At 71.7% G+C, this 25,824-nt stretch carries 22 protein-coding genes and 1 pseudogene; 8 read left to right on the forward strand and 15 right to left on the reverse strand.

The window, feature by feature from the left end:
* Nucleotides 1-34 precede the first annotated feature (34 nt).
* The 4 genes from DLJ58_RS09560 (at nucleotide 35) to disA (ending at nucleotide 4,654) form a co-directional block, all read left to right on the forward strand.
* On the forward strand, nucleotides 35-874 hold the full coding sequence (locus DLJ58_RS09560) for a UbiA family prenyltransferase (RefSeq protein WP_124854920.1): 840 nt from the start codon (nucleotides 35-37) through the stop codon (nucleotides 872-874).
* A gap of 141 nt (nucleotides 875-1,015) precedes the next feature.
* Nucleotides 1,016-1,795 carry a hypothetical protein gene (locus DLJ58_RS09565; protein ID WP_124854922.1) on the forward strand — a complete coding sequence of 260 codons (780 nt, stop codon included), beginning with the start codon at nucleotides 1,016-1,018 and terminating at the stop codon, nucleotides 1,793-1,795.
* Nucleotides 1,796-1,880: 85 nt separating this feature from the next.
* Nucleotides 1,881-3,338: a DNA repair protein RadA gene (gene radA / locus DLJ58_RS09570; protein WP_124854924.1), complete on the forward strand. Its 1,458-nt coding sequence runs from the start codon at nucleotides 1,881-1,883 to the stop codon at nucleotides 3,336-3,338.
* Nucleotides 3,339-3,469: 131 nt separating this feature from the next.
* Nucleotides 3,470-4,654: a DNA integrity scanning diadenylate cyclase DisA gene (gene disA, locus DLJ58_RS09575; RefSeq protein WP_030327921.1), complete on the forward strand. Its 1,185-nt coding sequence runs from the start codon at nucleotides 3,470-3,472 to the stop codon at nucleotides 4,652-4,654.
* Between the two features lie 6 nt (nucleotides 4,655-4,660).
* On the opposite strand, the gene DLJ58_RS09580 is transcribed toward disA, so the two are convergent.
* The 3 genes from DLJ58_RS09580 to DLJ58_RS09590 all read right to left on the reverse strand — a co-directional run bounded on the left by DLJ58_RS09580 (nucleotide 4,661) and on the right by DLJ58_RS09590 (nucleotide 6,577).
* Nucleotides 4,661-5,377 carry a hypothetical protein gene (locus DLJ58_RS09580; protein ID WP_124854926.1) on the reverse strand — a complete coding sequence of 239 codons (717 nt, stop codon included), beginning with the start codon at nucleotides 5,375-5,377 and terminating at the stop codon, nucleotides 4,661-4,663.
* A 118-nt stretch (nucleotides 5,378-5,495) separates the two neighbouring features.
* Complete coding sequence (locus DLJ58_RS09585) at nucleotides 5,496-6,068, reverse strand: peptide deformylase (RefSeq protein ID WP_124854928.1); 573 nt, start codon at nucleotides 6,066-6,068, stop codon at nucleotides 5,496-5,498.
* Entirely contained in the window at nucleotides 6,065-6,577 is a 513-nt protein-coding gene (locus DLJ58_RS09590; protein ID WP_091403183.1) for a glycine cleavage system transcriptional repressor, read from the reverse strand. The genes DLJ58_RS09585 and DLJ58_RS09590 overlap by 4 nt, the downstream gene beginning before the upstream one ends.
* A gap of 96 nt (nucleotides 6,578-6,673) precedes the next feature.
* Between DLJ58_RS09590 and DLJ58_RS09595 the strand changes: the two genes are divergently transcribed.
* Nucleotides 6,674-7,585 carry an HhH-GPD family protein gene (locus DLJ58_RS09595; RefSeq protein WP_124854981.1) on the forward strand — a complete coding sequence of 304 codons (912 nt, stop codon included), beginning with the start codon at nucleotides 6,674-6,676 and terminating at the stop codon, nucleotides 7,583-7,585.
* Here DLJ58_RS09595 and DLJ58_RS09600 read toward each other — a convergent pair.
* The 3 genes and pseudogenes from DLJ58_RS09600 to lysS all read right to left on the reverse strand — a co-directional run.
* Nucleotides 7,569-9,969 (reverse strand): annotated as a pseudogene (locus tag DLJ58_RS09600) (ATP-dependent Clp protease ATP-binding subunit); the annotation flags it as partial. The gene DLJ58_RS09595 and the pseudogene DLJ58_RS09600 sit on opposite strands and share 17 nt — an antisense overlap.
* 514 nt (nucleotides 9,970-10,483) lie before the next feature.
* Nucleotides 10,484-10,828, reverse strand: coding sequence for a histone-like nucleoid-structuring protein Lsr2 (locus DLJ58_RS09605; protein WP_036392792.1), 345 nt, complete (start codon nucleotides 10,826-10,828; stop codon nucleotides 10,484-10,486).
* A gap of 112 nt (nucleotides 10,829-10,940) precedes the next feature.
* The gene (lysS, locus tag DLJ58_RS09610) at nucleotides 10,941-12,449 is read right to left on the reverse strand and encodes a lysine--tRNA ligase (RefSeq protein WP_124854930.1); all 1,509 of its coding nucleotides are present in this window, start codon (nucleotides 12,447-12,449) and stop codon (nucleotides 10,941-10,943) included.
* Nucleotides 12,450-12,537: 88 nt separating this feature from the next.
* Here lysS and DLJ58_RS09615 point away from each other — a divergent pair, with 88 nt between their 5' ends.
* Nucleotides 12,538-13,278: a class I SAM-dependent methyltransferase gene (locus tag DLJ58_RS09615; RefSeq protein WP_124854932.1), complete on the forward strand. Its 741-nt coding sequence runs from the start codon at nucleotides 12,538-12,540 to the stop codon at nucleotides 13,276-13,278.
* A gap of 37 nt (nucleotides 13,279-13,315) precedes the next feature.
* Here the strand turns inward: DLJ58_RS09615 and DLJ58_RS09620 are convergent, their stop codons facing one another.
* The 7 genes from DLJ58_RS09620 to DLJ58_RS09650 form a co-directional block, all read right to left on the reverse strand.
* A complete protein-coding gene (locus DLJ58_RS09620) occupies nucleotides 13,316-14,074 on the reverse strand; it encodes a type III pantothenate kinase (protein ID WP_091403191.1) in 759 nt (252 codons plus the stop codon).
* Between the two features lie 87 nt (nucleotides 14,075-14,161).
* Nucleotides 14,162-15,058: a carboxylating nicotinate-nucleotide diphosphorylase gene (nadC, locus tag DLJ58_RS09625; protein ID WP_124854983.1), complete on the reverse strand. Its 897-nt coding sequence runs from the start codon at nucleotides 15,056-15,058 to the stop codon at nucleotides 14,162-14,164.
* Nucleotides 15,059-15,098: 40 nt separating this feature from the next.
* Nucleotides 15,099-16,808, reverse strand: coding sequence for an L-aspartate oxidase (locus DLJ58_RS09630; protein WP_124854934.1), 1,710 nt, complete (start codon nucleotides 16,806-16,808; stop codon nucleotides 15,099-15,101).
* A gap of 108 nt (nucleotides 16,809-16,916) precedes the next feature.
* Nucleotides 16,917-17,813, reverse strand: a complete 897-nt coding sequence (locus tag DLJ58_RS09635) for a septum formation family protein (protein ID WP_124854936.1) — start codon at nucleotides 17,811-17,813, stop codon at nucleotides 16,917-16,919.
* Nucleotides 17,814-17,910: 97 nt separating this feature from the next.
* Entirely contained in the window at nucleotides 17,911-18,339 is a 429-nt protein-coding gene (gene panD / locus DLJ58_RS09640; protein ID WP_030327945.1) for an aspartate 1-decarboxylase, read from the reverse strand.
* Nucleotides 18,340-18,383: 44 nt separating this feature from the next.
* Entirely contained in the window at nucleotides 18,384-19,232 is an 849-nt protein-coding gene (panC, locus tag DLJ58_RS09645; protein WP_124854938.1) for a pantoate--beta-alanine ligase, read from the reverse strand.
* Between the two features lie 55 nt (nucleotides 19,233-19,287).
* Nucleotides 19,288-20,253, reverse strand: coding sequence for a Rossmann-like and DUF2520 domain-containing protein (locus DLJ58_RS09650; RefSeq protein WP_124854940.1), 966 nt, complete (start codon nucleotides 20,251-20,253; stop codon nucleotides 19,288-19,290).
* A 257-nt stretch (nucleotides 20,254-20,510) separates the two neighbouring features.
* Between DLJ58_RS09650 and DLJ58_RS09660 the strand changes: the two genes are divergently transcribed.
* A complete protein-coding gene (locus DLJ58_RS09660; protein ID WP_244218861.1) occupies nucleotides 20,511-21,854 on the forward strand; it encodes an SAM-dependent methyltransferase in 1,344 nt (447 codons plus the stop codon).
* The gene (locus DLJ58_RS09665; protein ID WP_181539454.1) at nucleotides 21,851-23,038 is read left to right on the forward strand and encodes an NADH-quinone oxidoreductase subunit D; all 1,188 of its coding nucleotides are present in this window, start codon (nucleotides 21,851-21,853) and stop codon (nucleotides 23,036-23,038) included. Before DLJ58_RS09660 ends, DLJ58_RS09665 begins: the two co-directional genes overlap by 4 nt.
* A gap of 18 nt (nucleotides 23,039-23,056) precedes the next feature.
* Here the strand turns inward: DLJ58_RS09665 and DLJ58_RS09670 are convergent, their stop codons facing one another.
* Nucleotides 23,057-24,709 carry a hypothetical protein gene (locus DLJ58_RS09670; protein WP_124854942.1) on the reverse strand — a complete coding sequence of 551 codons (1,653 nt, stop codon included), beginning with the start codon at nucleotides 24,707-24,709 and terminating at the stop codon, nucleotides 23,057-23,059.
* A 109-nt stretch (nucleotides 24,710-24,818) separates the two neighbouring features.
* Nucleotides 24,819-25,823, reverse strand: coding sequence for a glycine betaine ABC transporter substrate-binding protein (locus DLJ58_RS09675; RefSeq protein ID WP_124854944.1), 1,005 nt, complete (start codon nucleotides 25,821-25,823; stop codon nucleotides 24,819-24,821).
* Nucleotide 25,824: the final 1 nt, after the last annotated feature.

Below are 25,824 nucleotides of genomic sequence, written 5' to 3' on the forward strand. Positions count from 1 at the left end.
GGCACGACTGCTCGGTAACGACCAGACTTCCCTTATGTCGTCGAGGGTGTTAGGGCTGGTCAGAGCGAGCCATCCGGAACCGGCCGCGGCGGTGACCACGGTGGCCGGTCTGCTGGCCTGGGGAGTGGGCCACCGGCCGGCCGGAATCGTCTCGGTGGTGCTCGCCGTGCTGGCCAGCCAGCTCGCCGTCGGCTGGACCAACGACGCGCTGGACGCCGAGCGGGACGCCACTGTGGGGCGTACCGACAAACCGGTCGCCAGTGGCGCGGTCGGTCGACGCGTCACGGCCTGGGCCGCCGCGGCGGCCGCGGTGGCCTGCCCGCTGCTGGCGCTGACCACGAACCCGGTGGCGGCGTTCTGGCTGACGCTCGCCCTGGTCTCCGCCCTGCTCTACGACTGGCCGCTCAAGGCCACCGCGTTCTCGGTGCTGCCCTACGCCGTGTCGTTCGGCGCGCTGCCCGCCTTCGTGGTGCTGGCGCTGCCCGGTCAGCCGACCCCGCCGGCCTGGCTGGTGGCGGCGGCGGCCTGCCTGGGCGCCGGTGCGCACTTCGCCAACGTGCTGCCCGACCTGGCCGACGACGCCCGCACCGGCGTGCGCGGCCTGCCCCACCGGCTGGGTGCCGCAGGCAGCCGGGTGGCCGCGGCGGGTCTCCTCCTCGCGGCGACCGCGACACTGGTCCTCGGACCACCCGGCCCGCCGACGGCGATCGGTTGGGCGGCGGTCGGCACGGCCGCCGTGGTGCCGCCGCTGAGCTGGTACGCCGGGCGCTCCGCGATCCGGGCCGGCCGGCGGCCGGTGGCGGCCTTCCGGGCGGTGATGCTGGTGGCCCTCATCGACGTGGTTCTGCTGGTGGCGAGCGGTCGGGTGGTGTGAACGCCCCCCGGGCAGGTGGCATTGCCCGGGTCCGCGTGCGGGCCTCGATCAGTCCCAACTACCCTGGAGCGCGGTCTGCGCGGGTATGGCCACCGTGCCCGGCGTACGGCCCGGGTGGGGATTGTGACGAGGAGGACCGACGTGACGCGCTCGATCAGGGGATCCCGGCGGGCGGCCCTGTTGCTGTCCGGGATTGCGGCGGCCAGCCTGCTGGCTTCCGGATGCGGCACCGGTCAGATCGCCGAGACCGCATTGAAGGAGCCGTCGGTCCAGGGCGTCAGCCTCACCACCAACAACGGTTCCTTCTCGGTGCGGGGCCTGCTCGTGGACTACCCGGGCACCGAGGGTTACAAGGCCGGCCAGGACGCTGGGTTCAGCGCCGTGATCTACAACGACTCGAAGGAGACGGTGACTGTCACCGTCACCACGGAGAGCGCCCGCGAGGTCGTGATCAGCGGCGGCTCGGCGAGCCCGTCGCCGTCCGCCTCGGAATCCGCCTCCATGAGCCCCTCGCCGTCCGGTTCGGCCAGCCCGTCGAACTCGACGTCCGGTTCGCCGAGCCCGTCGGTGACGCCCTCCGAGACCGGATCGTCCTCGGCCACCCCGTCCGCCCCGGAGTCGGCGCGGGCGTCCGGTTCGGCCAGCCCTTCGGCCCCCGGCCAGCCGGCCCGGATCGAGCTGGCGCCGTTGAGCTACATCCAGTTCAACTCCGAGGCCACCACCCAGCTCCGGCTGATCGGTCTGACCGAGGCGCTGCGGTCCGGCCAGAACGTGGTCGTGACCTTCGACTTCGGCAACGGCAACACGGTCACCGGGCAGGCGCCGGTCGCCGTGCCGCTCACCCCGGCGGCCCCTCCGTCGCCGATCATCGAGCGCGAGGGTGGCTACGAGGGCAACGAGGGCGGCACGACCCACGAGTGACCCGACCCGCACATCGACGAACACCCCGGCGTGGTGACCACCACGCCGGGGTGTTTTCGTCGTACGCGAGGGCTAGCGTCCTGATGTGACCACCTCCCGATCGACAGCTCCGCGTGGCGGCACGGCCGGTGCCGCCCGTGGTCGGTCCACCGCCCGCGAGCCGCGTCCGGCCTACCAGTGCGACGCCTGCGGGCACCAGCCGCCCAAGTGGGTGGGGCGCTGCCCGGAGTGCGGCGAGTGGGGGGCCGTGGTCGAGCACACGGTGACCGGCCCGACGGTCTCCGGTCGGGTGGTCAGCTCCCGGATGCCGTCCGAGCCGGCCCGACCGATCGCCACCATCAGCGCCGCTCCGGCCCGCGCGGTGCCCACCGGGGTGAGCGAGCTCGACCGGGTGCTCGGCGGCGGCCTGGTCCCGGGTGCCGTGGTGCTGCTCGCCGGCGAGCCCGGTGTGGGTAAGTCGACCCTCCTTCTCGATGTGGCGCAGCAGTGGGCGGTCGGCGCCGGCAGCCCCTCGCTGGTGGTCAGCGGCGAAGAGTCGGTCAGTCAGGTGCGCCTGCGCGCCGAGCGGATGGGCACCCTGCACGAGCGGCTCTACCTCGCGGCGGAGAGCGACCTCGCCTCGGTGCTCGGTCACCTCGACGCGGTCAAGCCGGGCCTGTTGGTGCTCGACTCGGTGCAGACCATCTCGACCACCGGCACCGAGGGTGTGCCCGGTGGGGTGACCCAGGTCCGCGCGGTCACCGCCGCGCTGGTCTCGGTCGCCAAGGAGCGGGGCATCGCCACCGTGCTGGTCGGGCACGTCACCAAGGACGGTCAGGTGGCCGGGCCTCGGGTGCTGGAGCACCTGGTCGATGTGGTGCTGCACTTCGAGGGCGACAAGCACTCGTCGCTGCGCCTGGTGCGCGGCGTGAAGAACAGGTTCGGCGCGGCCGACGAGGTCGGCTGCTTCGAGATGCACGAGGGTGGCATCAGCAGCCTGGCCGACCCGTCCGGGCTGTTCCTGACCCGCTACGCGGAACCGGTCCCGGGCACCTGCGTGACGGTGGCCATGGAGGGGCGGCGGGCCCTGGTCACCGAGGTGCAGGCGCTGATCGGCGCGACCGTGGCGGGCTCTCCCCGGCGCACCGTCTCCGGTCTCGACTCGGCGCGACTGGCGATGGTGCTCGCGGTGCTGCAACGGCGCACCGAGCGGCTGACCCTGCACGACCGGGAGGTCTTCGCCGCCACCGTCGGCGGGATCCGGGTGGTGGAGCCGGCCGCCGACCTGGCGGTGGCTCTGGCGGTCGCCTCCGGCGGGCTCAACCTGGCGATCGCGCCGCACCTGGTGGCGATCGGTGAGGTGGGGCTGACCGGCGAGGTGCGCCGGGTCGGGGCGGTGCCGCGCCGGCTGGCCGAGGCCGCCCGGCTGGGGTTCAAGGTGGCCCTGGTGCCGCCCGGCTGCGGCCCGACCAGCACCGGCGCGGGCCCCGAGCAGATGCGGGTGACCGAGGTCACCGACGTCCGTTCGGCGCTGCACCATGCGGCTCGCGCGTCCGCCGAGTGACCCACCGTGCCGACGAGGGCGGCGAAACCGGACAGCACGTCGCAAGCGGGAAACGTCGGAAAGGGCGGCATCGTGACACATCACAGTAACCACGACAGCACCCACCGCACGGCAGTCCGTAGACTGTGCCCGTGCCGATCGACCGCGATACCACCAAGCCAGCCGGCGCGCCGCCTCAGGCCCGCACCGGCGCCGTGGGCTCGCCCGCCCGCCCGATCAGCGTGAGCGTGACTGCGGGAGCCGCCGGAAGCGCCGGAGATCCGCTACGCGCCAATCTCGCCCTGATGGCCCCGGGCACCGCCTTGCGCGACGGTCTGGAGCGCATCCTGCGGGGTCGCACGGGCGCGCTCATCGTGCTCGGCTACGACAAGGTGGTCGAGGGCCTCTGCACCGGCGGCTTCCCGCTGGACGTGGAGTTCTCCGCGACCCGCGTACGCGAGCTGTGCAAGATGGACGGCGCTGTCGTGCTCTCCAGCGACGGCACCAGGATCGTCCGGGCGGCAGTGCACCTGATGCCCGACCCGTCCATCCCGACCGAAGAGTCCGGCACCCGGCACCGCACCGCCGAGCGGGTGGCCCGCCAGACCGGCTATCCAGTCATTTCGGTTAGCCAGTCCATGCGGATCATCAGCCTCTACGTCAACGGCCAGCGGCACGTGCTCGACGACTCGGCGGCCATCCTCTCCCGCGCCAACCAGGCCCTCGCCACCCTGGAGCGCTACAAGCTCCGGCTGGACGAGGTCTCCGGCACGCTCTCCGCCCTGGAGATCGAGGATCTGGTCACCGTGCGGGACGCGGTGGCCGTGGTGCAGCGACTGGAGATGGTTCGCCGGATCGCCGACGAGATCGCCGGTTACGTGGTGGAGCTGGGCACCGACGGCCGCCTGCTCGCCCTGCAACTCGACGAGCTGATGGCCGGCGTGGACGCCGACCGCACGCTGGTCATCCGGGACTACCTCCCGGTCGGCCGCAAGTCGCGCACCCTGGACGAGGCTCTCGTCGAACTGGACCTGCTCGGTGCCACCGAGCTGATCGACCTGGTGTCGGTGGCCAAGGCGATCGGCTACCCGGCCGCGTCCGACGCGCTCGACGCCGCGGTCAGCCCGCGCGGCTTCCGACTGTTGGCCAAGGTGCCCCGGCTGCCGGTGGCGGTGGTCGATCGCCTGGTGCTGCACTTCGGCAGCCTCCAGCGTCTGCTCGGCGCGACCGTGGAAGACCTGCAAGCTGTCGAAGGGGTCGGTGACGCCCGGGCCCGCGGCGTCCGTGAGGGGCTGTCCCGGCTCGCCGAGGCATCCATCCTGGAACGCTACGTCTGACCTGGCTCAGCCGGTGACAGTGAGCTTCACCGGGTCGCTGAGCTTCGTGCCGACCCGAGCGAACACCTGGTAGGACCCGACCGGCGGGAACGGCCCGCCGGCCAGCGCTCCGTCGCAGCGGCTGGTGTCCCGCCCGTTCCACGGCACCTGGTAGGAGCGCTCGATGTTCGGCGTGAAGGACACAACGTCCGAGCCCTGGACCTTGCCGCAGGTGTCCGACGACCAGATTTTCTCGGCACCGGACTTGATGAAGATCTCTTGGAGGTCGGCGCCGACGTTGCGGCTGCACGTCCGATCCGACGTGTTCTTGATCTTCAGTTGCAGCTGGACCACCGCGCCCCGCTGCACCGAGGTCGGGCTCGCCGACGAGACCACGCTGATCTCCCCGTCGGTGCAGGTGCCGTCGTCCTCCGAACCGGCCGCCGCGCCCAGCGGCGGTGTGTTGCTGGTGATCGCCGGGCTCGGACTCGTCGCACCCGAATCAGCGGACGCGGACGACGACGGGCCGCCGGTCTGCGGTGTCAGCACCGGCCCAGCGGGACCAGGCGTCGCGGCGGACGTCGCCGACGGCGAACCGCCCGCCTTCGGCTCCTTGTCGCCGGAACGACCCGAACCGGTACAGGAGTAGAGCAGGACAATCAGGAACAGGAACCCCGCTCCGAGTACGACGGCGCGACGCCGCCAGTACACGGCGGGTGGCAGGGGGCCGACCGTCAGACGCATGATGCCCTCCACCGTAGCCGCGCCGTACCCGGCAGTGCGGCGCGACGCGCCGGAGCCACTCCGGGGCGCTCACCCGACCCTCCACACAGGACGATGAGCAAGCCGGTCCGGCACCCGATCACAGGTAGACCTTGCGCTGATAGACCGCGTGCGCACCGGCCACCCGGTCCAGGAAGAGTAGCCCCGCGCAGTGGTCGATCTCGTGCTGCAACGCCCGAGCCTCGAAGCCGTCGGTCACCAGCCGGACCGGCTCGCCGCTACCCGGCAGGTCACCCTCCACCACCAGCCGGCTGGCCCGCTTCACGTCCCCGGTCAGGTCCGGCACCGACATGCAGCCCTCCCGGCCCGGCTTCCACCGCGTCGCCTCGACCACGCGCGCGTTGCACAACACGAAGGTGCCGTGCACCGTCACCGCCTTCGGGTGCCCGGTCACGTCGACGGCGAAGACCCGAGCGCCCACCCCGACCTGCGGCGCGGCCAGCCCGACGCAGCCCGGCGAGACCTTCATCGTGGCTATCAGGTCGGCCGCGAGTTGGACCGTCTCCTTAGCCGTGGGGTCGACCTCGTCCGCGGCCCGACTCAACACCGGATGTGGGGCGGACACCACCGCCCGCACCTCGCCCGGCACGTCCAGCGACTCCGGTGTCCAGTCCCCCAGGCCGACCTCCGGCCCGCGCTCCCCGCCGGTCACAACAGGTCCGGGTCCGCCGGCCGGAGGGTGACCTCCACGCCCAGCTCGGCAGCCGTCCGGTGCAGCCGGTCGAGCAGAGTGTCCGCCACACCGGCCGGCAACTCGACCTCCGCCAGGACCACGTAGAGCGCACCGGTCAACCGGGTACTCAGGTCGGTGACATTCCCCCCGGCATCCACAAGCACCCGCGTCATCGCCGCGACGATCCCCATCCGGTCCGAACCGTGCACCGCCATCACGTACGGCTCACCCACCGGAGGAACATCGCCGTCCGGGGTGACCGCGCGTACCGTCGCCAGCAGTTGGCCCTCGGCGGCCAGCGACGCCAGTGCGGCCTCGACCTCGGCGGCGGCCGGGCCGGTGCAGATGAGGGTCATCGCGAAATGCCCCCGCAGCCGCGTCATCGTGCTGTCGGTGAGGTTCGCGCCCAGTCGGGCCAGCACCTCCGCGACGTCGGCCACGATGCCTGGCCGGTCCCGACCGATGACGGTGATCGCGAGCTCGTTCATCCGCGCATTCTCCCCCGTCCACCGAACGAGGACGTGGCACCCCGCCCGAGCCGCCCACCCAACGGGAACGCCGGGCGTGACATCATCGACGACGCCATGACTCAACCCGACTTCGCCTCCCTGGTCAGCCGGTGGTTCCAGCAGCACGCCCGTGACCTGCCGTGGCGCGAGCCAGGCGTCACCCCGTGGGCCATCCTGGTCAGCGAGGTCATGCTCCAGCAGACACCAGTGGTCCGGGTGGTGCCGGCCTGGCAGGCGTGGCTGGCCCGCTGGCCGGAGCCGGCCGCGTTGGCGGCGGACACGCCAGCCGAGGCGATCCGGATGTGGGGACGCCTCGGCTACCCCCGTCGGGCGGTCCGACTGCGCGAATGCGCTGTCGCGATCGTCGACCGGCACGGCGGTCAGGTGCCGGACCGGCTGGAGCAACTGCTCGCACTGCCCGGCGTCGGCACGTACACCGCCCGGGCGGTGGCCGCCTTCGCGTACGGGCAGCGGCACCCGGTCGTCGACACCAACGTACGCCGGGTCGTGTGCCGGGCGGTGGCCGGCGAACCGGACGCCGGGCCCGTCACCCGACCAGCGGACCTCGTCGCCACCGAGGAACTGCTTCCCACCGAACCGGCCGCAGCGGCGCTGGCCAGCGCCGCGTTCATGGAACTGGGCGCGGTGATCTGCACAGCCCGGTCACCGCGCTGCACCGCCTGCCCCGTCGAGTCGGTCTGCGCCTGGCGGGCGTCCGGCCAGGAGGCGCCGGCCGGGCCGACCCGCCGACCCCAGCGGTACGCGGGAACCGACCGACAGGTCCGCGGTCTGCTGCTCGGAGTGCTCCGGGACAGCACCGGGCCGGTCCCGCACCAGCGGTTGGACCAGGTCTGGACCGACGACGTCCAACGCGCCCGCGCCCTCGCCGGGCTGGTGCAGGACGGCCTGGTCGAACCCGCCGGCACCGACTCCTTCCGCCTGGTCGGTGACGGCCCGTCCCTGCCAACCGCGGACCTCACCACCTGACCCGGGGTCAGCTCGTTGAACAGGATCCGCTCGGAGAGGTTGTCCTCGATGTCGCGCTGGATCGTGCGACGAAGCGGACGGGCACCGAGGACCGGGTCGAAGCCCTTCGCGGCCAGGTACTTCTTGGCGTTGTCGGTCAGCTCCAGACCCATGTCCTTGTTCCGCAGCTGGCCCTCGATCCGCTGGATCATGATGTCCACGATCGAGAGGATCTCGGTCTGACGCAGCTGGTGGAAGACGATGGTGTCGTCGATCCGGTTGAGGAACTCAGGCCGGAAGTGCTGCTTGAGCTCGTCGTTGACCTTCTGCTTCATCCGGTCGTAGTTGGACTCGGAGTCCTCCGACTGCTGGAAGCCCAGCGACACCGCCTTGGCGACGTCACGGGTGCCCAGGTTCGTGGTCAGGATGATGACCGTGTTCTTGAAGTCCACGATCCGACCCTGACCGTCGGTGAGCCGACCGTCTTCGAGGATCTGCAGGAGCGTGTTGAACACGTCCGGGTGAGCCTTCTCGATCTCGTCGAAGAGGACCACCGAGAACGGCCGACGCCGCACCTTCTCGGTCAGCTGCCCGCCCTCGTCGTAGCCGACGTAGCCGGGAGGGGCACCCACGAGCCGGGAGACCGTGTAACGGTCGTGGAACTCGGACATGTCCAGCTGGATGAGGGCGTCCTCGCTGCCGAAGAGGAACTCGGCGAGCGCCTTGGACAGCTCGGTCTTACCGACACCGGACGGGCCGGCGAAGATGAACGAGCCCGACGGGCGCTTCGGGTCCTTCAGGCCGGCCCGGGTACGCCGGATCGCCTTCGAGACCGCCTTGACCGCGTCCTCCTGGCCGATGACGCGCTTGTGCAGCTCGTCCTCCATGCGCAGCAGGCGCGAGGTCTCCTCCTCGGTCAGCTTGTAGACCGGGATGCCGGTCCAGTTGCCGAGCACCTCGGCGATCTGCTCGTCGTCAACCTCGCTGACGACGTCCAGGTCACCGGCCTTCCACTCCTTCTCCCGCTGAGCCTTCTGGCCGAGGAGCTGCTTCTCCTTGTCGCGCAGCTGGGCTGCGCGCTCGAAGTCCTGCGCGTCGATCGCGGACTCCTTGTCACGACGCACCTGGGCGATGCGCTCGTCGAAGTCACGCAGGTCTGGCGGCGCGGTCATCCGACGGATTCGCATCCGGGCACCGGCCTCGTCGATCAGGTCGATCGCCTTGTCCGGGAGGAAGCGGTCGGAGATGTACCGGTCGGCCAGGGTCGCGGCAGCCACGAGAGCAGCGTCGGTGATGCTCACGCGGTGGTGAGCCTCGTAGCGGTCCCGCAGGCCCTTGAGGATCTCGATGGTGTGGGCCAGCGACGGCTCACCCACCTGGATCGGCTGGAAGCGGCGCTCGAGAGCGGCGTCCTTCTCCAGGTGCTTGCGGTACTCGTCGAGCGTGGTGGCACCGATGGTCTGCAGCTCACCACGGGCCAGCATCGGCTTGAGGATGCTCGCGGCGTCGATCGCGCCCTCGGCGGCACCCGCACCCACCAGGGTGTGGATCTCGTCGATGAACAGGATGATGTCGCCGCGGGTGCGGATCTCCTTGAGCACCTTCTTGAGGCGCTCCTCGAAGTCACCGCGGTAGCGGGAACCGGCGACGAGCGCGCCCAGGTCGAGCGTGTAGAGCTGCTTGTCCTTGAGAGTCTCGGGCACCTCGCCCTTGATGATCTTCTGGGACAGGCCCTCCACCACGGCGGTCTTGCCGACGCCGGGCTCACCGATCAGGACCGGGTTGTTCTTGGTACGGCGGGAGAGCACCTGCATGACCCGCTCGATTTCCTTCTCGCGCCCGATGACCGGGTCGAGCTTGCCCTCGCGGGCGGCCTGAGTCAGGTTGCGGCCGAACTGGTCCAGCACCAGGCTGGTCGACGGCGCGGCCTCACCCGGCGCGGCGCCCGCCGCGGCAGGCTCCTTGCCCTGGTAGCCGGAGAGCAGCTGGATCACCTGCTGGCGGACCCGGTTGAGGTCGGCGCCGAGCTTGACCAGCACCTGGGCGGCGACGCCCTCGCCCTCACGGATCAGCCCGAGCAGGATGTGCTCCGTGCCGATGTAGTTGTGGCCGAGCTGCAGCGCCTCGCGCAGCGACAGCTCCAGCACCTTCTTGGCTCGCGGCGTGAACGGGATGTGCCCGCTCGGCGCCTGCTGGCCCTGGCCGATGATCTCCTCGACCTGCTGGCGGACGCCCTCCAGGGAGATGCCGAGGCTCTCCAGGGCCTTTGCCGCGACGCCTTCACCTTCGTGGATCAGGCCCAGCAGGATGTGTTCCGTACCGATGTAGTTGTGGTTGAGCATCCGGGCCTCTTCTTGGGCCAGGACGACAACCCGTCGCGCTCGGTCGGTGAACCGCTCGAACATGCCCTCGTGCTCCTCACGTGCCGTGCGCCTTGATGGTCAAGATCTTGGCGGGGCCGGTGCACGAACGTCCAGGACGGGCGTCCGTGCCTCCTTACTCTATCGTCGCTGACCGACTCAGCTGAGGTCGTGTGTCTCTGCTCTGGGTCGGTTGCACGTCGTTTTGAACAACCGTCCGCGCTCAGGAGGTGTTCCGGTAGCCCTGTCGCTACGCGCAGAGCGAAATCCGACTGGCTCGACGGAAGCCCGATCCGGGGTCCGGAAGCGCTCCGGGAGTCCCTGGAGGGCGGATCGGCGGTCGCGGCGAGTGCCGCGCCGGACCCCTGAAGCAGGTTGTCCACAGGCTGTGGACAACTGTTCCACTGGTTGTGGACAACGCCGGTGGGCCCGGAATGCTTCCCGGCCCCGGACGCACACGGCGACGCCGCCCGGATACGGCGACGCCGGCCCGGAGAACTCCTCCGGCCCGGCGTCGGTGTCGCCTGCGGTGGCGGCTGGCCACCAAGCTGCTGACGGATCAGCGCTTCGCGTGGAACTCGTCCACGATCTCCTGCGGGATACGACCCCGGTCCGAGATGTCCTTGCCGGCCTTCTTGGCCCACTCCCGGATCGCCTTGTTCTGTTCCCGATCGGCGGTCGCGCCACCCCGACCGCGGGCAGCCCGCCCACCGATCACGACACCACCACGGCCGACCTTGGTGCCAGCACCCACGTACGACGCAAATGCATCGCGCAATTTCGCGGCGTTGGCGCTCGACAGGTCGATCTCGTACTGAACGCCGTCGAGGGCGAACTTGACGGTCTCGTCCGCGTCCCCGCCGTCCAGGTCATCGACCAGCTTGTGAATGATCTGCTTGGCCACGTCCCACATTCCTTTCGAGCAGGGTGCTCCTGCTAACGAGAGCACAATAACCCGCGCGCCGCTCGTCGCGTCAATAGGACCCGGTTACGGCTCGGCGTACGACCGGACGGGACTACTCCTGGCGGACCAACGGGAAGAGGATCGTTTCCCGAATTCCGAGGCCGGTCAGGGCCATCAAGAGCCGGTCGATTCCCATTCCCATACCGCCGGCCGGCGGCATTCCATACTCCATCGCCCGAAGAAAGTCCTCGTCGAGACGCATCGCCTCGTCGTCGCCACGCGCGGCCAACTGCGCCTGGGCGACCAGCCGTTCCCGCTGCACGATCGGGTCGACCAGCTCGGAGTACGCGGTGCCCAGCTCAAAGCCGAGCACGTAGAGGTCCCACTTCTCGGCCAGCCCCGGCTCGCTGCGGTGGGCCCGGGTGAGCGGGCTGGTCTCCTCCGGGTAGTCCCGTACGAAGGTGGGCGCCTCCAGGCCGGGAACGACCAGTTCCTCGAACAACTCCTCGGCCAGCTTGCCCGGGCCCCACTTCGGGTCCACGGCCAATCCGACCTTGTCCGCGTACTCCACCAGGCGGGTGCGTTCGGTGCGGACCGTGACCTCCTCGCCCAGCGCTTCGGAAAGCACACCGAACAACGTCACGGACCGCCACTCGCCGCCCAGGTCGAACTCGCGCCCGTCGGCGTGGGTCACCACCGTCGAGCCGCTCACCGCGATCGCCGCCTGTTGCACGAGATTGCGGGTCAACTCGGCCATCGTGTCGTAGTCGCCGTACGCCTGGTACGTCTCCAGCATCGCGAACTCCGGCGAGTGCGAAGAGTCGACACCCTCATTACGGAAGTTGCGGTTGATCTCGAAGACGCGGTCGACGCCGCCGACCACAGCGCGCTTGAGAAACAGTTCCGGAGCGATTCGCAGATACAGATCGGTGTTCAACGCATTGCTGTGGGTCACGAACGGTCGAGCCGTCGCGCCGCCATGCAGCAGTTGCAACATCGGCGTTTCCACCTCGATGAAGCCCTGCCCGTGCAGTGAATCGCGCAGACTGCGTACCGCGGCGGCCCGGGTGCGCACCATCTCCCGTGCCTGCGGCCGGACAATCAGGTCGACGTAACGCTGCCGGACGCGCGCCTCCTCGGAGAGGGGCTTGTGGGCCACCGGCAACGGGCGCAGCGCCTTGGCGGTCATCTCCCATTGCTGGGCCAGCACCGACAGCTCACCCCGACGGCTGGTGATCACCTCGCCGGTGACGCCCACGTGGTCGCCGAGGTCGACGAGGCGCTTCCACGCCTCCAGCCGCTCCGGCCCGACCCGGTCCAGGGAGAGCATCGCCTGCAACTCGGTGCCGTCGCCGTCCCGGAGGGTGGCGAAGCAGAGCTTGCCCGTGTTGCGTACGAAGATCACCCGGCCGGTGACCGCGACCTGGTCGCCGGTCGCGGTGTCGGTGGGCAGGTCGGCGTAGGCCGCTCGGACCTGCGCCAGGGTGGTGGTGCGGGGAAAGCCGACCGGGTAGGGCTCGACGCCCTCGGCGAGCATCCGGTCCCGCTTCTCCCGGCGGACCTTCATCTGCTCGGGAAGGTCATCGGCGGGGTCCACTGGCACGGGGTTCTGCTCGGTCACGGCACGCTTCCTCGTCACGGAGATACAGGGGGTCAGGCCCGAGCGTACTCAAGCGGTCCGGAGGGCGTTACGGGATAACCTGCCCGTCATGGTCGATCACACTCACGCCCTGTCGTTCGGTGCCGCCGCGAGTGATTACGACCGGTTTCGACCACGCTATCCCGAGGCTGCGGTCCGTTGGGCACTCGACGGTCTGAGCGAAGCCCGGGTGGTCGATCTCGCTGCGGGCACCGGCATCCTGACCCGCGCTGTACTGGCCCTTGGCCACGAGGTCGTCCCGGTCGAGCCCGATCCGGGGATGCGGGCGCAACTCGCCGCCAGCACTCCGGGCACGACGGCGCTGGCGGGCAGCGCCGAGGCCATGCCGCTGCCCGACTCGGTGGTGGACGCGGTGCTGGTCGGGACGGCGTACCACTGGTTCGACCGGGAGCCCGCACACACCGAGATTGCCCGGGTGCTTCGTCCCGGCGGCACCTTCGCCCCCATCTGGAACATCCGGGACGCCAGCGTCGACTGGGTGGCCGAGCTGGGTCGCATCGCCCACTTCGGTGACAAGTCGACCAGCCAGCTCTTCGGCGAGCGCCCCGACTTCGGCCCCGCGTTCGACGCCGTCGAAAAGCGTGAGTTCACGCACCGCACCACGCTCACGCCGGACGAGCTGTTCGGCATGGTCCGCACCCGCTCGTACTGGCTCACCGCCTCCACCGACGATCAGCGACGGGTCGAGCGGGACCTGACCGAACTCCTGAACACCCACCCCGCCCTGAGCGGTCGGGACACCATCGAGCTGCCGTACCGGACGCTGGTGCTGCGCGCCCGGCGGCGCTGACGCCGACACGGAGGCCGGCCCCCGGCGGCGGCCGGGGTCACAGGTTGCGGTCGTAGACCATCCGCAGGCCGATCAGCGTGATCATCGGCTCGTGGTGGGTGATGCTGCGGCACTCGTTGATCACCAGGGAGGCGAGGCCGCCGGTGGCGATCACCGCCCGCACCTCGCCCAACTCCTCGGTCATCCGCTCGACGATCCGGTCCACCTGCCCGGCGAAGCCGAAGTACAGGCCGGCCTGGAGGCACTCCACGGTGTTCTTGCCGATCACCGAGCGGGGCTTGGTGGCCTCGACCTTGCGTAGCTGCGCGGCACGGGCGGCCAGCGCGTCGAAGGAGATCTCGATGCCCGGGGCGAACGCGCCGCCGAGGAACTCACCGCGCTCGCTGATCACGTCGAAGTTGGTGGTGGTGCCGAAGTCCACGACGATCGACGGGCCGCCGTAGAGGGTGTACGCGGCCAGGGTGTTCACCACCCGGTCGGCGCCGACCTCCTTCGGGTTGTCGATCGCCAACTGCACGCCGGTGCGCACCCCGGGCTCGACCACGACACTCGGTAGGTCGGCGTAGTAGCGGCTCAGCATGGTGCGCAGCGACCGCAGCGCGGCCGGCACCGTGGAGCAGGCGGCCACACCGGTGATCTCGACGTTGTCCCCGGCGAGCAGACCCCGGAACATCAGGCCCAGCTCGTCCGCCGTCGAGCGGGCATCGGTCTTGATCCGCCAGGAGTGCACCAGCTTGTCGCCGTCGAAGGTCGCCAGCACGGTGTTGGTGTTTCCGATGTCGATGCAGAGCAGCACGCACGCAGCCTAGACAACCCGGGCGTGTGTCAAAGCCACTGGCCGGCCTGCGGCGGGCCCAGCTCGACCGAGGCTTTGACACACGCCCTAATCCGCGCGCAGGTCCAGCGCGATGTCCAGGATCGGCGACGAGTGCGTCAGCGCGCCCACCGAGAGGAAGTCCACGCCGGTGGCCGCGTACCGGCCGGCCACCTCCAGGGTCAGCCCGCCGGTCGCCTCCAGCTCCGCCCGGTCACCCACCGCGGCCACCGCCTCGGCCAGCACCTCCGGCGTCATGTTGTCGCAGAGCAGGAAGTCCGCCCCGGCCTCCACCGCCTCCACCGCCTCCTCGACACTGGTCACCTCGACCTGCACCGGCACCTCCGGGAACGCCTCCCGGACCCGCCGGTAGGCCGCAGTGATGCTCCCGGCCGCCAGCTTGTGGTTGTCCTTGATCATGGCCACGTCGTAGAGGCCCATCCGCTTGTTGGTGCCGCCGCCGGCCCGCACCGCGTACTTCTCCAGCTCCCGCAGGCCCGGCGTCGTCTTGCGGGTGTCCAGCACCATCGCCTTCGAGCCGGCCAGCGCGTCCGCCCAGGCGCGGGTGTGGGTGGCCACCCCGGACATCCGGCAGAGCAGGTTGAGTGCCGTCCGCTCGGCCGTCAGCAGCAGCCGGCTCGGGCCGGTCACCGTCGCCAGCACGTCGCCGCGGGCCACCCGCTCGCCGTCGCGGGCCAGCACCGACACCTCGACGGTACGACCGAAGCCAGTCACCTCGCCCACCAGCTCGAACACGGCGGCGGCCACCGCCATCCCGGCCAACACCCCGTCCGCGCGGGCAACCAGGTCGGCGGTGTCGGTCTGTTCCGCCGGAATGGTGGCCACGCTTGTGACGTCCAGGAAATCCGGGCCCAGATCCTCGACCAGCGCGCCCTCGATCACCTGCCGTACGTGCGCCGGATCCAACCCAGCCGCCCGCAACGCCGTCTCCGTCGACTCGATCAATGCCATCTCCGTTCGCGACTGCGGGGCTCGCAAAACCGGCTCACTCCTCGCGCTCACTGTGCTTCCCCTCCCACTGTTGCGTCACCCGGCCCTGCGCCCCGACCGCCCCGACCAGATGGCCCAGCCACCGTTCGTCGGCCGTCGGGAAGTCCTCCCGCCAGTGGCAGCCCCGGGTCTCACCACGGGCGTACGCGGCGGCAACCAGCGTCGACGCCACGGTGAGCAGGTTCGTCGCCTCCCAGTCGGCGGTCCGCGGCCGCCCCCGGGCAACGCCCAGCTCGGTCAACGTCCCGGCCGTCTCGGCCAGCGTCGCGGCGGATCGGAGCACCCCGGCCCCCCGGGTCATCGCCCGTTGCAGGGTCGGCGTCACCTCCGCCGGCAGCACCCAGCCCGTCCCGCCACGCCAGGCGCCGGTCTCCGCCGGCTGGGCCTGCTCGGGCAGGCCGGCCGCGATGTCCTCGGCGATCCGCCGGGAGAAGACCAGCCCCTCCAGCAGCGAGTTGCTGGCCAGCCGGTTCGCGCCGTGCACGCCCGTGCAGGCCACCTCGCCGCAGGCGTACAGGCCGGGGATGGAGGTGCGGCCGCGCAGATCGGTGCGGACGCCGCCGGAGGCGTAGTGGGCGGCCGGCGCCACCGGGATCAGATCAGTCGCCGGGTCCACGCCGATCGCCAGGCAGGACGCCACGATGGTGGGGAACCGACCGGCCAGGAAGTCGCCGCCCAGGTGCCGTGCGTCGAGGAAGACGTGGTCGGCGCCGGTGGCCAGCAGCACCTGGTGGATGCCCTTGGCCACCACGTCGCGCGGTGCCAGCTCGGCCAGCTCGTGCTGGCCCACCATGAACCTCTTGCCGTCGGCGTCCACCAGGTACGCGCCCTCGCCGCGCAACGCCTCCGAGACCAGCGGCTGCTGCGCGTGCCCCGCCCCGGGCACCCCCGCGCCGGCCGGGGTGATCAGTGCGGTCGGGTGGAACTGGACGAACTCCACGTCGGTCACCGCCGCCCCGGCCCGCAGCGCCAGCGCCACCCCGTCCCCGGTGGAGACCGCCGGGTTGGTGGTGGCCGAGAAGATCTGCCCCATGCCGCCAGTGGCGAGCACGACGGCACGGGCCAGCAGCGCGCCGACGCCGTCCTCGCTGCCCTCACCCAACACGTGCAGGGTGATCCCGCAGGCCGGGCCGAGCCCATCCGGGCCGTCACCGGGCGCGCGCAGGAGATCCAGCACGAGGGCGTGCTCGACCAGCCGGATCCACGGGTCGCGCTGTACCGCGGCGTGCAGGGCCCGCTGCACCTCCGCGCCGGTGGCGTCGCCGCCAGCGTGCACGATCCGGTCCGCCCGGTGCCCGCCCTCGCGGGTCAGCATCAGTGAGCCGTCCGGGTGCCGATCGAACTCGGCGCCGATCCGCATCAGCTCACGGAGCCGGGTCGGGCCCTCCTCGACCAGTACCCGGACCGCCGCCGGGTCGCACAACCCGACCCCGGCGACCTCCGTGTCCCGGGCATGCGCCGCCGGGGTGTCGGCCGGGTCGAGCACGGCGGCGATACCGCCCTGCGCCCACCGGGTCGAGCCGTCGTCAATGTTGACCTTGGTGACCACCGTGACGTGCAGACCGGCCTCACGCAGGTGCAGCGCCGCGGTCAACCCGGCCACGCCGGAACCCACCACGATCACGTCGGTGGTCTCCACCCAGCCGGGCGCGGGCGCGGCCAGCAGCGCGGGCAGGGCAGGCAGGTCGACGGTCGGGAGGTCCATCCCCCCAGTCAACCCGAACCGTCCTCGCCCGGGGCGGCGGGGGCGGGACGAGTGTTTTGGGCGACCCCGTCCGGCGCGCGCCGCGCCGTGCCGACCGTCAGGCCGTGGTCACTTCGTCCGGACCGGCAGACCAACCGGGCCCGCGCCCTTCAGCGAGGCGGTCACCGTACGGTCGCTGAGCCACAGATAGCAGCGGACGCCCCGGTCACCGACCTTCCAGCGCCCTGCCCCCGGCGGACGGACCACCACACCGCTGCGGAAGCGAAGCGTGGCGTCGTCCGGCACGCCGGCGTACCGGGCCAGGACGCTACGACAACCCGTGTAGAGCGGCAGCCAGTCGGCGTCCCGGGTCGGGTACGCCTTATCCGGTGCGCGCCACACCCCGACGAACTCGGCGTCGTGCTGTTTGCCGCATTCCACCGGGGTCAGCGTCTGCACGCCCCGGCCGGCGCCACCGCGAGTCTGTTGGCAACCGAGGCGCAGCCCGGTGGGCCCCTTCAACGCGTCCCGCAGACTGCCCGACCGGACCACCACGGTCGCCGCCGCCTCGACCGTGGTCAACTCGGTGAGGTCGCAGCGGAACCACCGGGAACCCGCCGCCCACCCCGGCCCGTTGGGCAGCGCCACGGACAGCCGCAGCCGGCCGGACCGCCAGTCGTCACCCACGTAGCCCGTCGCCCGGGTGTCGCACTCGGCGAACGCGCCCCGCAGCTCGGCCGAACCCCCCGCCGGAGCGGCCGTCCGCTCGGCCGGGAAAGCCCCGACGTGCACGGTCTCCAGGCGGTGCGGCCCGGCGCAGTCCACCGGCTCATAGCCGGCCAGGCTGACCAGATCGGTGAAGTCGGCGGCGTGACACACCCCGGCGGCCGGGGTGAACGCCGACGGTGCCGGCAACGCCGCCCAGTCGTCGGTCAGATCACCGTCCAAGCCGCCGGACCCGGCACAGCCCACCAGCAGCACTGCCGTCACGGCAGCGGCGAACAGGGTCGTCATGGCACGGCTCATCGCGGCCTCCCCCAGCCACCGACCGGCTTCCGCCAGCGTGCCCAGGGTAACCGGAAATGACCTTCTGGTGACAGACCGGAATCACGGTACGGGGGGATCAGACTCCGGACACGGCCAACGGGCTGGGCACCGGGTTCCCGGCAGTGCCGGGTGCCGCCGCAGCCGGGTCGGCACCCAGCTCGATCACCCGGTTGTCGGCGTCGACGTGCACAACCCGTGGCCGGTACGACCGCGCCTCGGCGTCGTCCATCTGCCCGTACGAGATCAGGATGACCAGGTCGCCGGGGTGCACCAGGTGCGCGGCGGCGCCGTTGATGCCGATCACGCCGCTGCCACGCTCGCCCGGGATCACGTACGTCTCCAGCCGGGCGCCATTGGTGATGTCCACGATCGCCACCTGCTCGCCGGGGAGCAGGTCGGCGGCGTCGAGCAGATCCTCGTCCACCGTCACCGAACCGACGTAGTGCAGGTCAGCCTGGGTCACCGTGGCTCGGTGGATCTTCGACTTGAGCATGGTCCGCAACATCGGAGTGGCCTTTCGCGGTATCGGTGAAGGGTGGTACGGCCGGGTCAGGGACGCGGGGCGAGGTGGATCGCCGCGTTGTCGATCAACCGGGTGGCGCCCACCCAGGCGGCGATCACCAGCCGAGCCGGCCCGGCCACCGGCCCCGGTTCCAACTCGGGATCGGTGAGCACCAGGTAGTCGAGGCGGGCACCGGGCGTACCGGCGCCGAACGCGGCGTGCGCGGCGGTCAGCACCGCCCCGGCGTCCAGGCCGTCGTCGGCGGCGTGCGCGCCGGCCCGCAGCGCGGCGGACAGACTCAGCGCGGCGGCCCGCTCCGGCTCACTCAGGTAGCGGTTGCGGCTGGAGAGGGCCAGCCCGTCCGGCTCCCGGACGGTCGGCACGCCGACCACCTCGACCGGCACGTCCAGGTCGCGGGTCATCCGCCGGACCAGGGTGAGCTGCTGGTAGTCCTTCTCGCCGAAGAACGCCAGATCCGGCTGGGTGAGCTGGAGCAGCTTCAGCACCACGGTGAGCACCCCGTGGAAGAAGCCGGGGCGGCTCGCCCCCTCCAGCTCGGCGCCGAGCGGGCCCGGATCGAGGTGTACGCGGGGCTGACCGTCCGGGTACATGTCCGCCACCGACGGGGCGAAGACCAGATCGGCGCCCGCCCGCCGGCACACCTCCAGGTCGGCGTCGAGGGTGCGCGGGTAGCGGTCGAAGTCCTCGTTCGGCCCGAACTGCAACGGGTTCACGAAGACCGTAACCAGCACGTGGTCGGCCTGTTCCCGGGCCGCGTGCAGCAGCGTCTCGTGCCCGGAGTGCAGCGCGCCCATGGTCATCACCACCCCGACCGTGCCCTTCAGCCCGGCGCGGGCCTCGGCCAACTCGGCGCGCGTGTGCACCACCTGGGTCATAGCGCCACCTCGGTTCGCGATTGCGGGGCTCGCACGATCGGCTCACTCCTCACGCTCACGCGGCCACCTCCCGACCGCTGTCGGCCAGTACGCCGAGCAGCGACTGTGCGTCCACCGGCCGCAGCCGGCCGGCGGCGATCGCCCGGTCGGCGGTACGACGAGCCAACGCCAGGTACGCGGGGACGGACTCCGGTGCGGTGGCCGCCAACCGGGCCAGGTGCCGCTGCACGGTGCCCGCGTCGCCGCGCGAGACCGGGCCGGTCAACGCGTCGTCGCCGAGCCGCAACGCGTTCTCCAGGGCGGCTCGCAGCAGCGGGGCGAGCACCTTCTCCGGCCGGGACACCCCGGCGTCCCGCAACCGGTCGGTCGCCTCGTTGACCAGGGTCACCAGGTGGTTCGCGCCGTGGGCCAGCGCGGCGTGGTAGAGCGGACGGTCCGACTCGGCCACCCACTCGGGCACGCCACCGAGGTCGGTGACCAGCCGGGCAGCCAGCGGGCGCAGCTCCGCCGGGGCGGTCACCCCGTACGAGATGCCGTCCAGCCGGGCCAGGTCGTCCGGCGTACCGGTGAAGGTCATCGCGGGGTGCAGTGCGAGCGGCCGGGCGCCGGCCGCGACGGCGGGCTCCAGCACGGCCAGGCCGTGGGCTCCCGAGGTGTGCGCGACGATCTGCCCCGGTCGCAGCGCGCCCTGCTCCGCGAGGTCGGTCACCACACCGGCCAGTTTGTCGTCCGGTACCGCGATCAGCAGCAGGTCGGCGGCGGCGTGGGCCACGGCGGCGACCGGGCGGCGGGGCACCTCGGGCAACAGCAGGGCGAGGCGGGCGCGGCTGGCTCCGGAGCTGCCGGAGACGGCGACCACCCGGTGCCCGGCGGCGGCGAGCGCGGCGCCCAGCACGGCGCCGACCCGACCGGCGCCAACGACACCGACGGTGAGCAGACGGGAGGTGAAGGGAGTGGCGGAGGCACCGAGAACGGCGGGCCCGTGCGGGGCGGCCGGACGCGGGCGCAACGGTGCGCTCATGACGACGATCCAGTCCTCGAGAAGGGGTACCGGTCGATCGCAAGTATGCGCCCGGCCTACCGAACCCGGACAAGCATGTGTGAAAACCTTCACCACCGCCTCAAGTGCCCTTCGCCACCGTCCCCGGCCGCCCCAGGCCAGCGCGTTCCCTCTGCCACCATGATCAAGTGCTGAAAAGTAGGTAACCGGAGCGTTTCTGACCTACTTTTCATCACCTGATCACCGTGCGCCGCGCCCGCTGCATTCGGAGTGAACTGATGTCGATCGCCTGGCGAGACGCGATGAGCCGAGCCCTCTACGGGTCCGGCGGCTTCTTCGTCGCCGGCACCGGCCCGGCCGACCACTTCCGCACCAGCGTGCACGCCTCTCCGGCCTTCGCCACCGCGCTGCTGCGCCTCGTCACGGAGGTGGACGCCGCGCTCGGGCATCCCTCGCGACTTGACGTGGTCGACGTGGGGGCGGGGCGGGGTGAGCTGCTACGGGCTCTCGCCGGGCTCGCTCACAATCCCACCGGGCTCGCTCACAGTCCCACCGGGCTCGCTCACAATCCCACCGGGCTCGCGGTGGGGGTTTCCGGGGAGCCCACCCGCTCCGGGCGGTCAGGCTTGATCCCTCCACGGGTGGGCTCCCCGGAAACCCTGACTCCCACGGCCTCCGCCCGTCCGGCACCCGACGGGCCGTCGTTGGCCGCCCCCCGCGCGCCACTCGCGGAGCGCGTCCGCTTCACAGCCGTCGAGTACGCACCCCGCCCCGAGAACCTGCCCGAAGAGATCACCTGGACGGCCGAGATCCCTGCCGAGTTCACCGGAGTACTGCTCGCCACCGAGTGGCTGGACAACGTCCCGCTGGACGTCGCGTTGCACACCGAGGACGGCTGGCGATACGTGCTGGTCGACCCCGAGAGCGGTGCCGAATCAGTCGGTGAGCCCGTCAGCCCCGATGATCATGATTGGCTGACGAAGTGGTGGCCCAACCCCGAAGCCTTGCCCAGCATGGACGGCGCCCCGAACCTGGGGGTGACCTGGTCGGATGCGACAAGCGAAGGCGAGTCGGGTTTCGGGGCAGCCCGGCCGGCGCAGGGATCAAGCCTGACCGCCCGGAGCCGGCCGGGCTGCCCGGAAACCCCCCACAGTGACTACCTACGAGCCGAGATCGGCCGAAGCAGAGATGATGCCTGGGCCGACGCGGTGAGGAAGATCAGCCGAGGGCTGGCGGTGGCAGTCGACTACGGGCACCTGCGGGAGGCGCGGCCGGTCGACGGGACGTTGACCGGGTACCGAGGTGGGCGGCAGGTGCCTCCGGTGCCCGACGGGTCGAGTGATGTCACCGCGCACGTGGCCATGGACTCGGTCGCCTCCGCTGGTGCGGCGGTCGCCCGGTGCGCGTACTCCCTGGTCTTGCAGCGGGAGGCGCTGCGGGCGCTCGGGGCCGACGGCGGTCGACCGCCGCTCAGCCTGGCCGGCACCGACCCGGTCGGCTACGTGCGGGCGCTGGCCGCCGCCTCGGCGGTGGCTGAGCTGACCGACCCGGCCGGGCTCGGCGGGCACTGGTGGTTGCGCCAGCCGGTCGGCATCCCGCTCGGGCCGGCCGTGGCACGATGACGGGCATGACCACCGACGCCGGGGACCTCCGTGAACTGACCGTCGGCACCGGGGCCGGGCTGATCGCCGGCACCGGTGATCAGCAGCTCGGCACCGACATGGTGCTGAACATCGGCCCGCAGCACCCCTCCACCCATGGTGTGCTGCGGTTGAAGCTGGTGCTCGACGGTGAGCGGGTGGTCGCCTGCGAACCGATCGTCGGTTACATGCACCGGGGCGCGGAGAAGCTCTTCGAGGTGCGTGACTACCGGCAGATCATCGTGCTGGCCAATCGGCACGACTGGCTCTCGGCGTTCTCCAACGAGCTGGGTGTGGTGCTCGCTGTGGAACGCCTGATGGGCATGGAGGTGCCGGAGCGGGCCACCTGGCTGCGGATGGCCCTCGCGGAGCTGAACCGGGTGCTCAACCACCTGATGTTCCTCGGCTCGTACCCGTTGGAGATCGGGGCGATCACGCCGATCTTCTACGCCTTCCGGGAACGCGAGACCATCCAGGCGGTGATGGAGGAGGTCTCCGGCGGCCGGATCCACTACATGTTCAACCGGGTGGGAGGCCTCAAGGAAGAGGTGCCGTACGGGTGGACCGGGCGGGCCCGCGCGGCGATCGGCGAGGTACGCCGCCGGTTGCCCGACCTGGACCACCTGATCCGGCGCAACGAGATCTTCCTGGCCCGCACCGTCGGCGTGGGCGTGCTGTCCGCCGCGGACGCCGCCGCGTTCGGCGCGTCCGGCCCGGTGGCCCGGGCCTCGGGGCTCGACCTGGACCTGCGCCGCGACGACCCCTACCTGGCCTACGACGAGCTGGACGTTCCGGTGGTCACCAAGACCGCCGGCGACTGCCACGCGCGTTTCGAGGTGCTGCTCGACCAGGTTTACGCGTCACTGGACCTTGCCGAGCAGTGCCTCGACCGGGTGGACCGGCTGACCGGGCCGATCAACACCCGGCTGCCGAAGGTGCTCAAGGCGCCGGAGGGGCACACGTACGCCTGGACGGAGAACCCGCTCGGCATCAACGGCTACTACCTGGTGTCGCGGGGCGAGAAGACGCCGTGGCGGTTGAAGCTACGCACCGCCTCGTACGCGAACGTGCAGGCGTTGGCCACCCTGCTCCCCGGCTGCCTGGTCCCTGATCTGATCGCGATCCTCGGCTCGATGTTCTTCGTGGTCGGCGACATCGACAAGTGACCCGAGCCGCCTGACCGGTCACCGCCAGCGGTCGGTGGGTGGCGCGCCGCCGGCACGCGGCACGTCGTCCTGCGGCGGGTAGCCGTAGCGCTCGTCGACCCGCCGCCGGCCGGTCCGTTCCGGCGCGGGTTCCGCCTGGTGGCCGCGTTGGCGCGGTGGGCGCCACTCGTCCGGCACCGGCACACCGCCCACCGGCAGCGCGGGCCTTCCCGGCTCGGCCCGCCGACCACCGTCGTGGCGGCGCGGTTCTTCATACCGGCCGGCGTCGTCGTAGCGGCCGGCGTCGTCGTAGCGGCCGGCGTCGTCGTATCGGCGCGGCTCCTCGTAGCGGGCGGCGTCCTCGTGACGGCGCGGCTCCTCGTGGCGGACGGCGGCCCAGCGGTCGGCCACCCGGTACTCGGTGCCGGTGGCGTCGGCGTGCACCTCGGCCCGACGTTCGCCGACCCGCACCTCGCGACCGTTCTCGTCGTCGCGGACGGCGGCCCACCGGTCACCGGCCCGCAGCTGCGACCAGTACTCGCCGGTGTCGTCGGCCCGCAGCGGCGGTCCGGGCTGGGGTGCCGGGGCACCCGCCCGGTCGCGCTGCTCCGACCAGCCCCGATCGTGCGGGCTGTCCCAGGATTCCGCCGCCGGCCTCTCCGGGGTGCGGTGTGACCGGGCCGCCGGGGCGGGCTCGTCGGGCTGGGCGTACGCGTCGCGCCGATCCGTCCACTCCGGTTCGTCGCGGCGGCCCGTCCAGCCCGGCTCGTCGCCGTACCCGGCCCTGGGGTGCTGCTCCGGCTCGCTCCTCGCCCGGCCGGACGGGCGAGGGGGCTGTTCGGCGTCGCCGCCCCGGGTCCACTCCTGCGCGGGTGCGGTCCACTGACCGGCGTACCCACCGCCGTAGCGCCCGGCCGGCTCGGCCGGACCGCCGTCCACCACTGTGTGCCGGGTGGTGACGTGCACGGTCTCGGTGTGTCGGACCACGCCACCCGGCCGGTGCGCTGCCTCCGGGCGGTCGTGCTCCCGGGGGCGAGCTGAGCCGTACGCGGTGGCGGCCGGCCGTTCCCCGCCGTACATCCCGGCGGCGGCCGGCGGCTCGGGGGCCTCCCGGGCGTACGCCGGTTCGTCGTCGTCCGGGTGCTCCGGGCGCCTCCACCGGGGCGTGTCGTCGGGGCCGGACACCCGGGCGCGGCCGGCCGGCGCGTCGCCCCGGTTACGGGCCACCGGCGTGTCGTCCACCGGCGGCTCGACGGCAGCCACCCGCGCCCGTCCGGCGCCTGCCGGCTCGACGGCGGGGGCGGCACCGGCGGGGGCGGCACCGCTGGCGTCGAGACGACGGCGCACCGCGGCGATCCCCTCCTGGGCCCGTTGCGCCTGATCGAGCGCCTGGTTACCGCGCTGGGCGGCGGCCACGATCTCGCTGCGCAACTCCCGACGCAGCTCCTCGATCTCGTCCAGCAACTCGTCGGTCCGCGCCGAGGTGCCCTCGCCGTCGGGCCGCAACGCGATGGAGAGGCCGATCAGCACCACCGCGAGGATGGCGAGCACCGCGGCGAAACGCAGCGGGCCATTGCCGTCGGCCACCAGCAGGATCAGCGCCGCCACCGGCGCGAGAGCGACGCCCGCCCAGAAGAGCATGGTCAGCAGCGGTGGTTGACGCCGGGCGTCAGGGGTGGCCGGGGCTGGCATGGATGTGCAGCCTACCCACGATATCCACCGGAGGGAACGGGGTCCCCGAGACGCGCGGACGCCCCCGCCCGGTCGGGGCGAGGGCGTCCTCAGCACGTGCGGAAAGGGCTCAGCTGGTGGCGAAGGCGCCATCCGAGGAGAAGATCAAACCCACGCTGATCGAGCCGTCGCGCAGCCCGCTCTTGGTCAGCGGTCCACCCTGGTCAAGCGAGGAGAACTTGCCGACCGACAGCCCGTAGGTCTTCTCCAGGCCCGGCTTGCAGAATGGACGCTGCTCGCACTCCGGCGGGCCACCCAGCACGGTCGCGCTGCCGGAGCACTTTGCCGCCAGCTCGGAGAGGGTCCGCACGCCGTACTTGTCCGCGAAGGCCTGGGTCACCGCGAAGGCGTTCTGGTCCTGTGCGGCGGCCGGGGTGCCGAAGGTGAGGCCGGCCTTGTCGCCCTCGGCCTTGAGCGCGGTCACCGTCGTGTTGATGTCCGGCGAGGAGACCGGCTGCGCGTTCTGGCCGTTGGCCTTGGTGTTGAGGAACTCGGCCATGGTCGCCGCGTACTCCGGGACGACCTGGATCTCGCCCTTCTCCAGGGCCGGCGCGTAGAGCTCCCGGTTGCCGATCTGCTGCACCTTGACCTGGTAGCCGGCGGCGGAGAGCACGATCCGGTACAGCTCACCCAGGATCTGACTCTCGGCGAAGTTGCCGGCGCCCACCGTGATGTCGCCACCCGGGCCCTTGGCGATGCCCGCGGTCAGGTTGTTCGCGCTGGCGAACTCCTCGGCCGCCACCTTGGGGGTCTTGCGGTCCTCGTTGACGGCCTTGTTGAGCTGGATCAGCTTCGGGGTGTCGAGCGCGGCGGAGACCTTGTCCAGTGCGGCGATCAGCTGCGGGTTGGCCGCCTTGCTGTTGACCGCGGGAATGACGTTGTCGGAGTTCTGGAGCTTCTTGTCGTCCTGCAGAGCGATGAGCTGCTGGCCGGCGACCGGGGCGCACCCGGCGCCGGAGGCGCTCGTCTGGGGTGCGTCGGTGCCGGACGAGCCGGCGTCACCGCAGCCGGTGAGGAGTGCCGCCGCGGCGACGGCGCTGACCGCCCCGATCGCCAGACGTGTACGTGCGCGCATG

This window comes from Micromonospora arida (genome assembly GCF_003857035.1).
Lineage (GTDB): Bacteria > Actinomycetota > Actinomycetes > Mycobacteriales > Micromonosporaceae > Micromonospora > Micromonospora arida.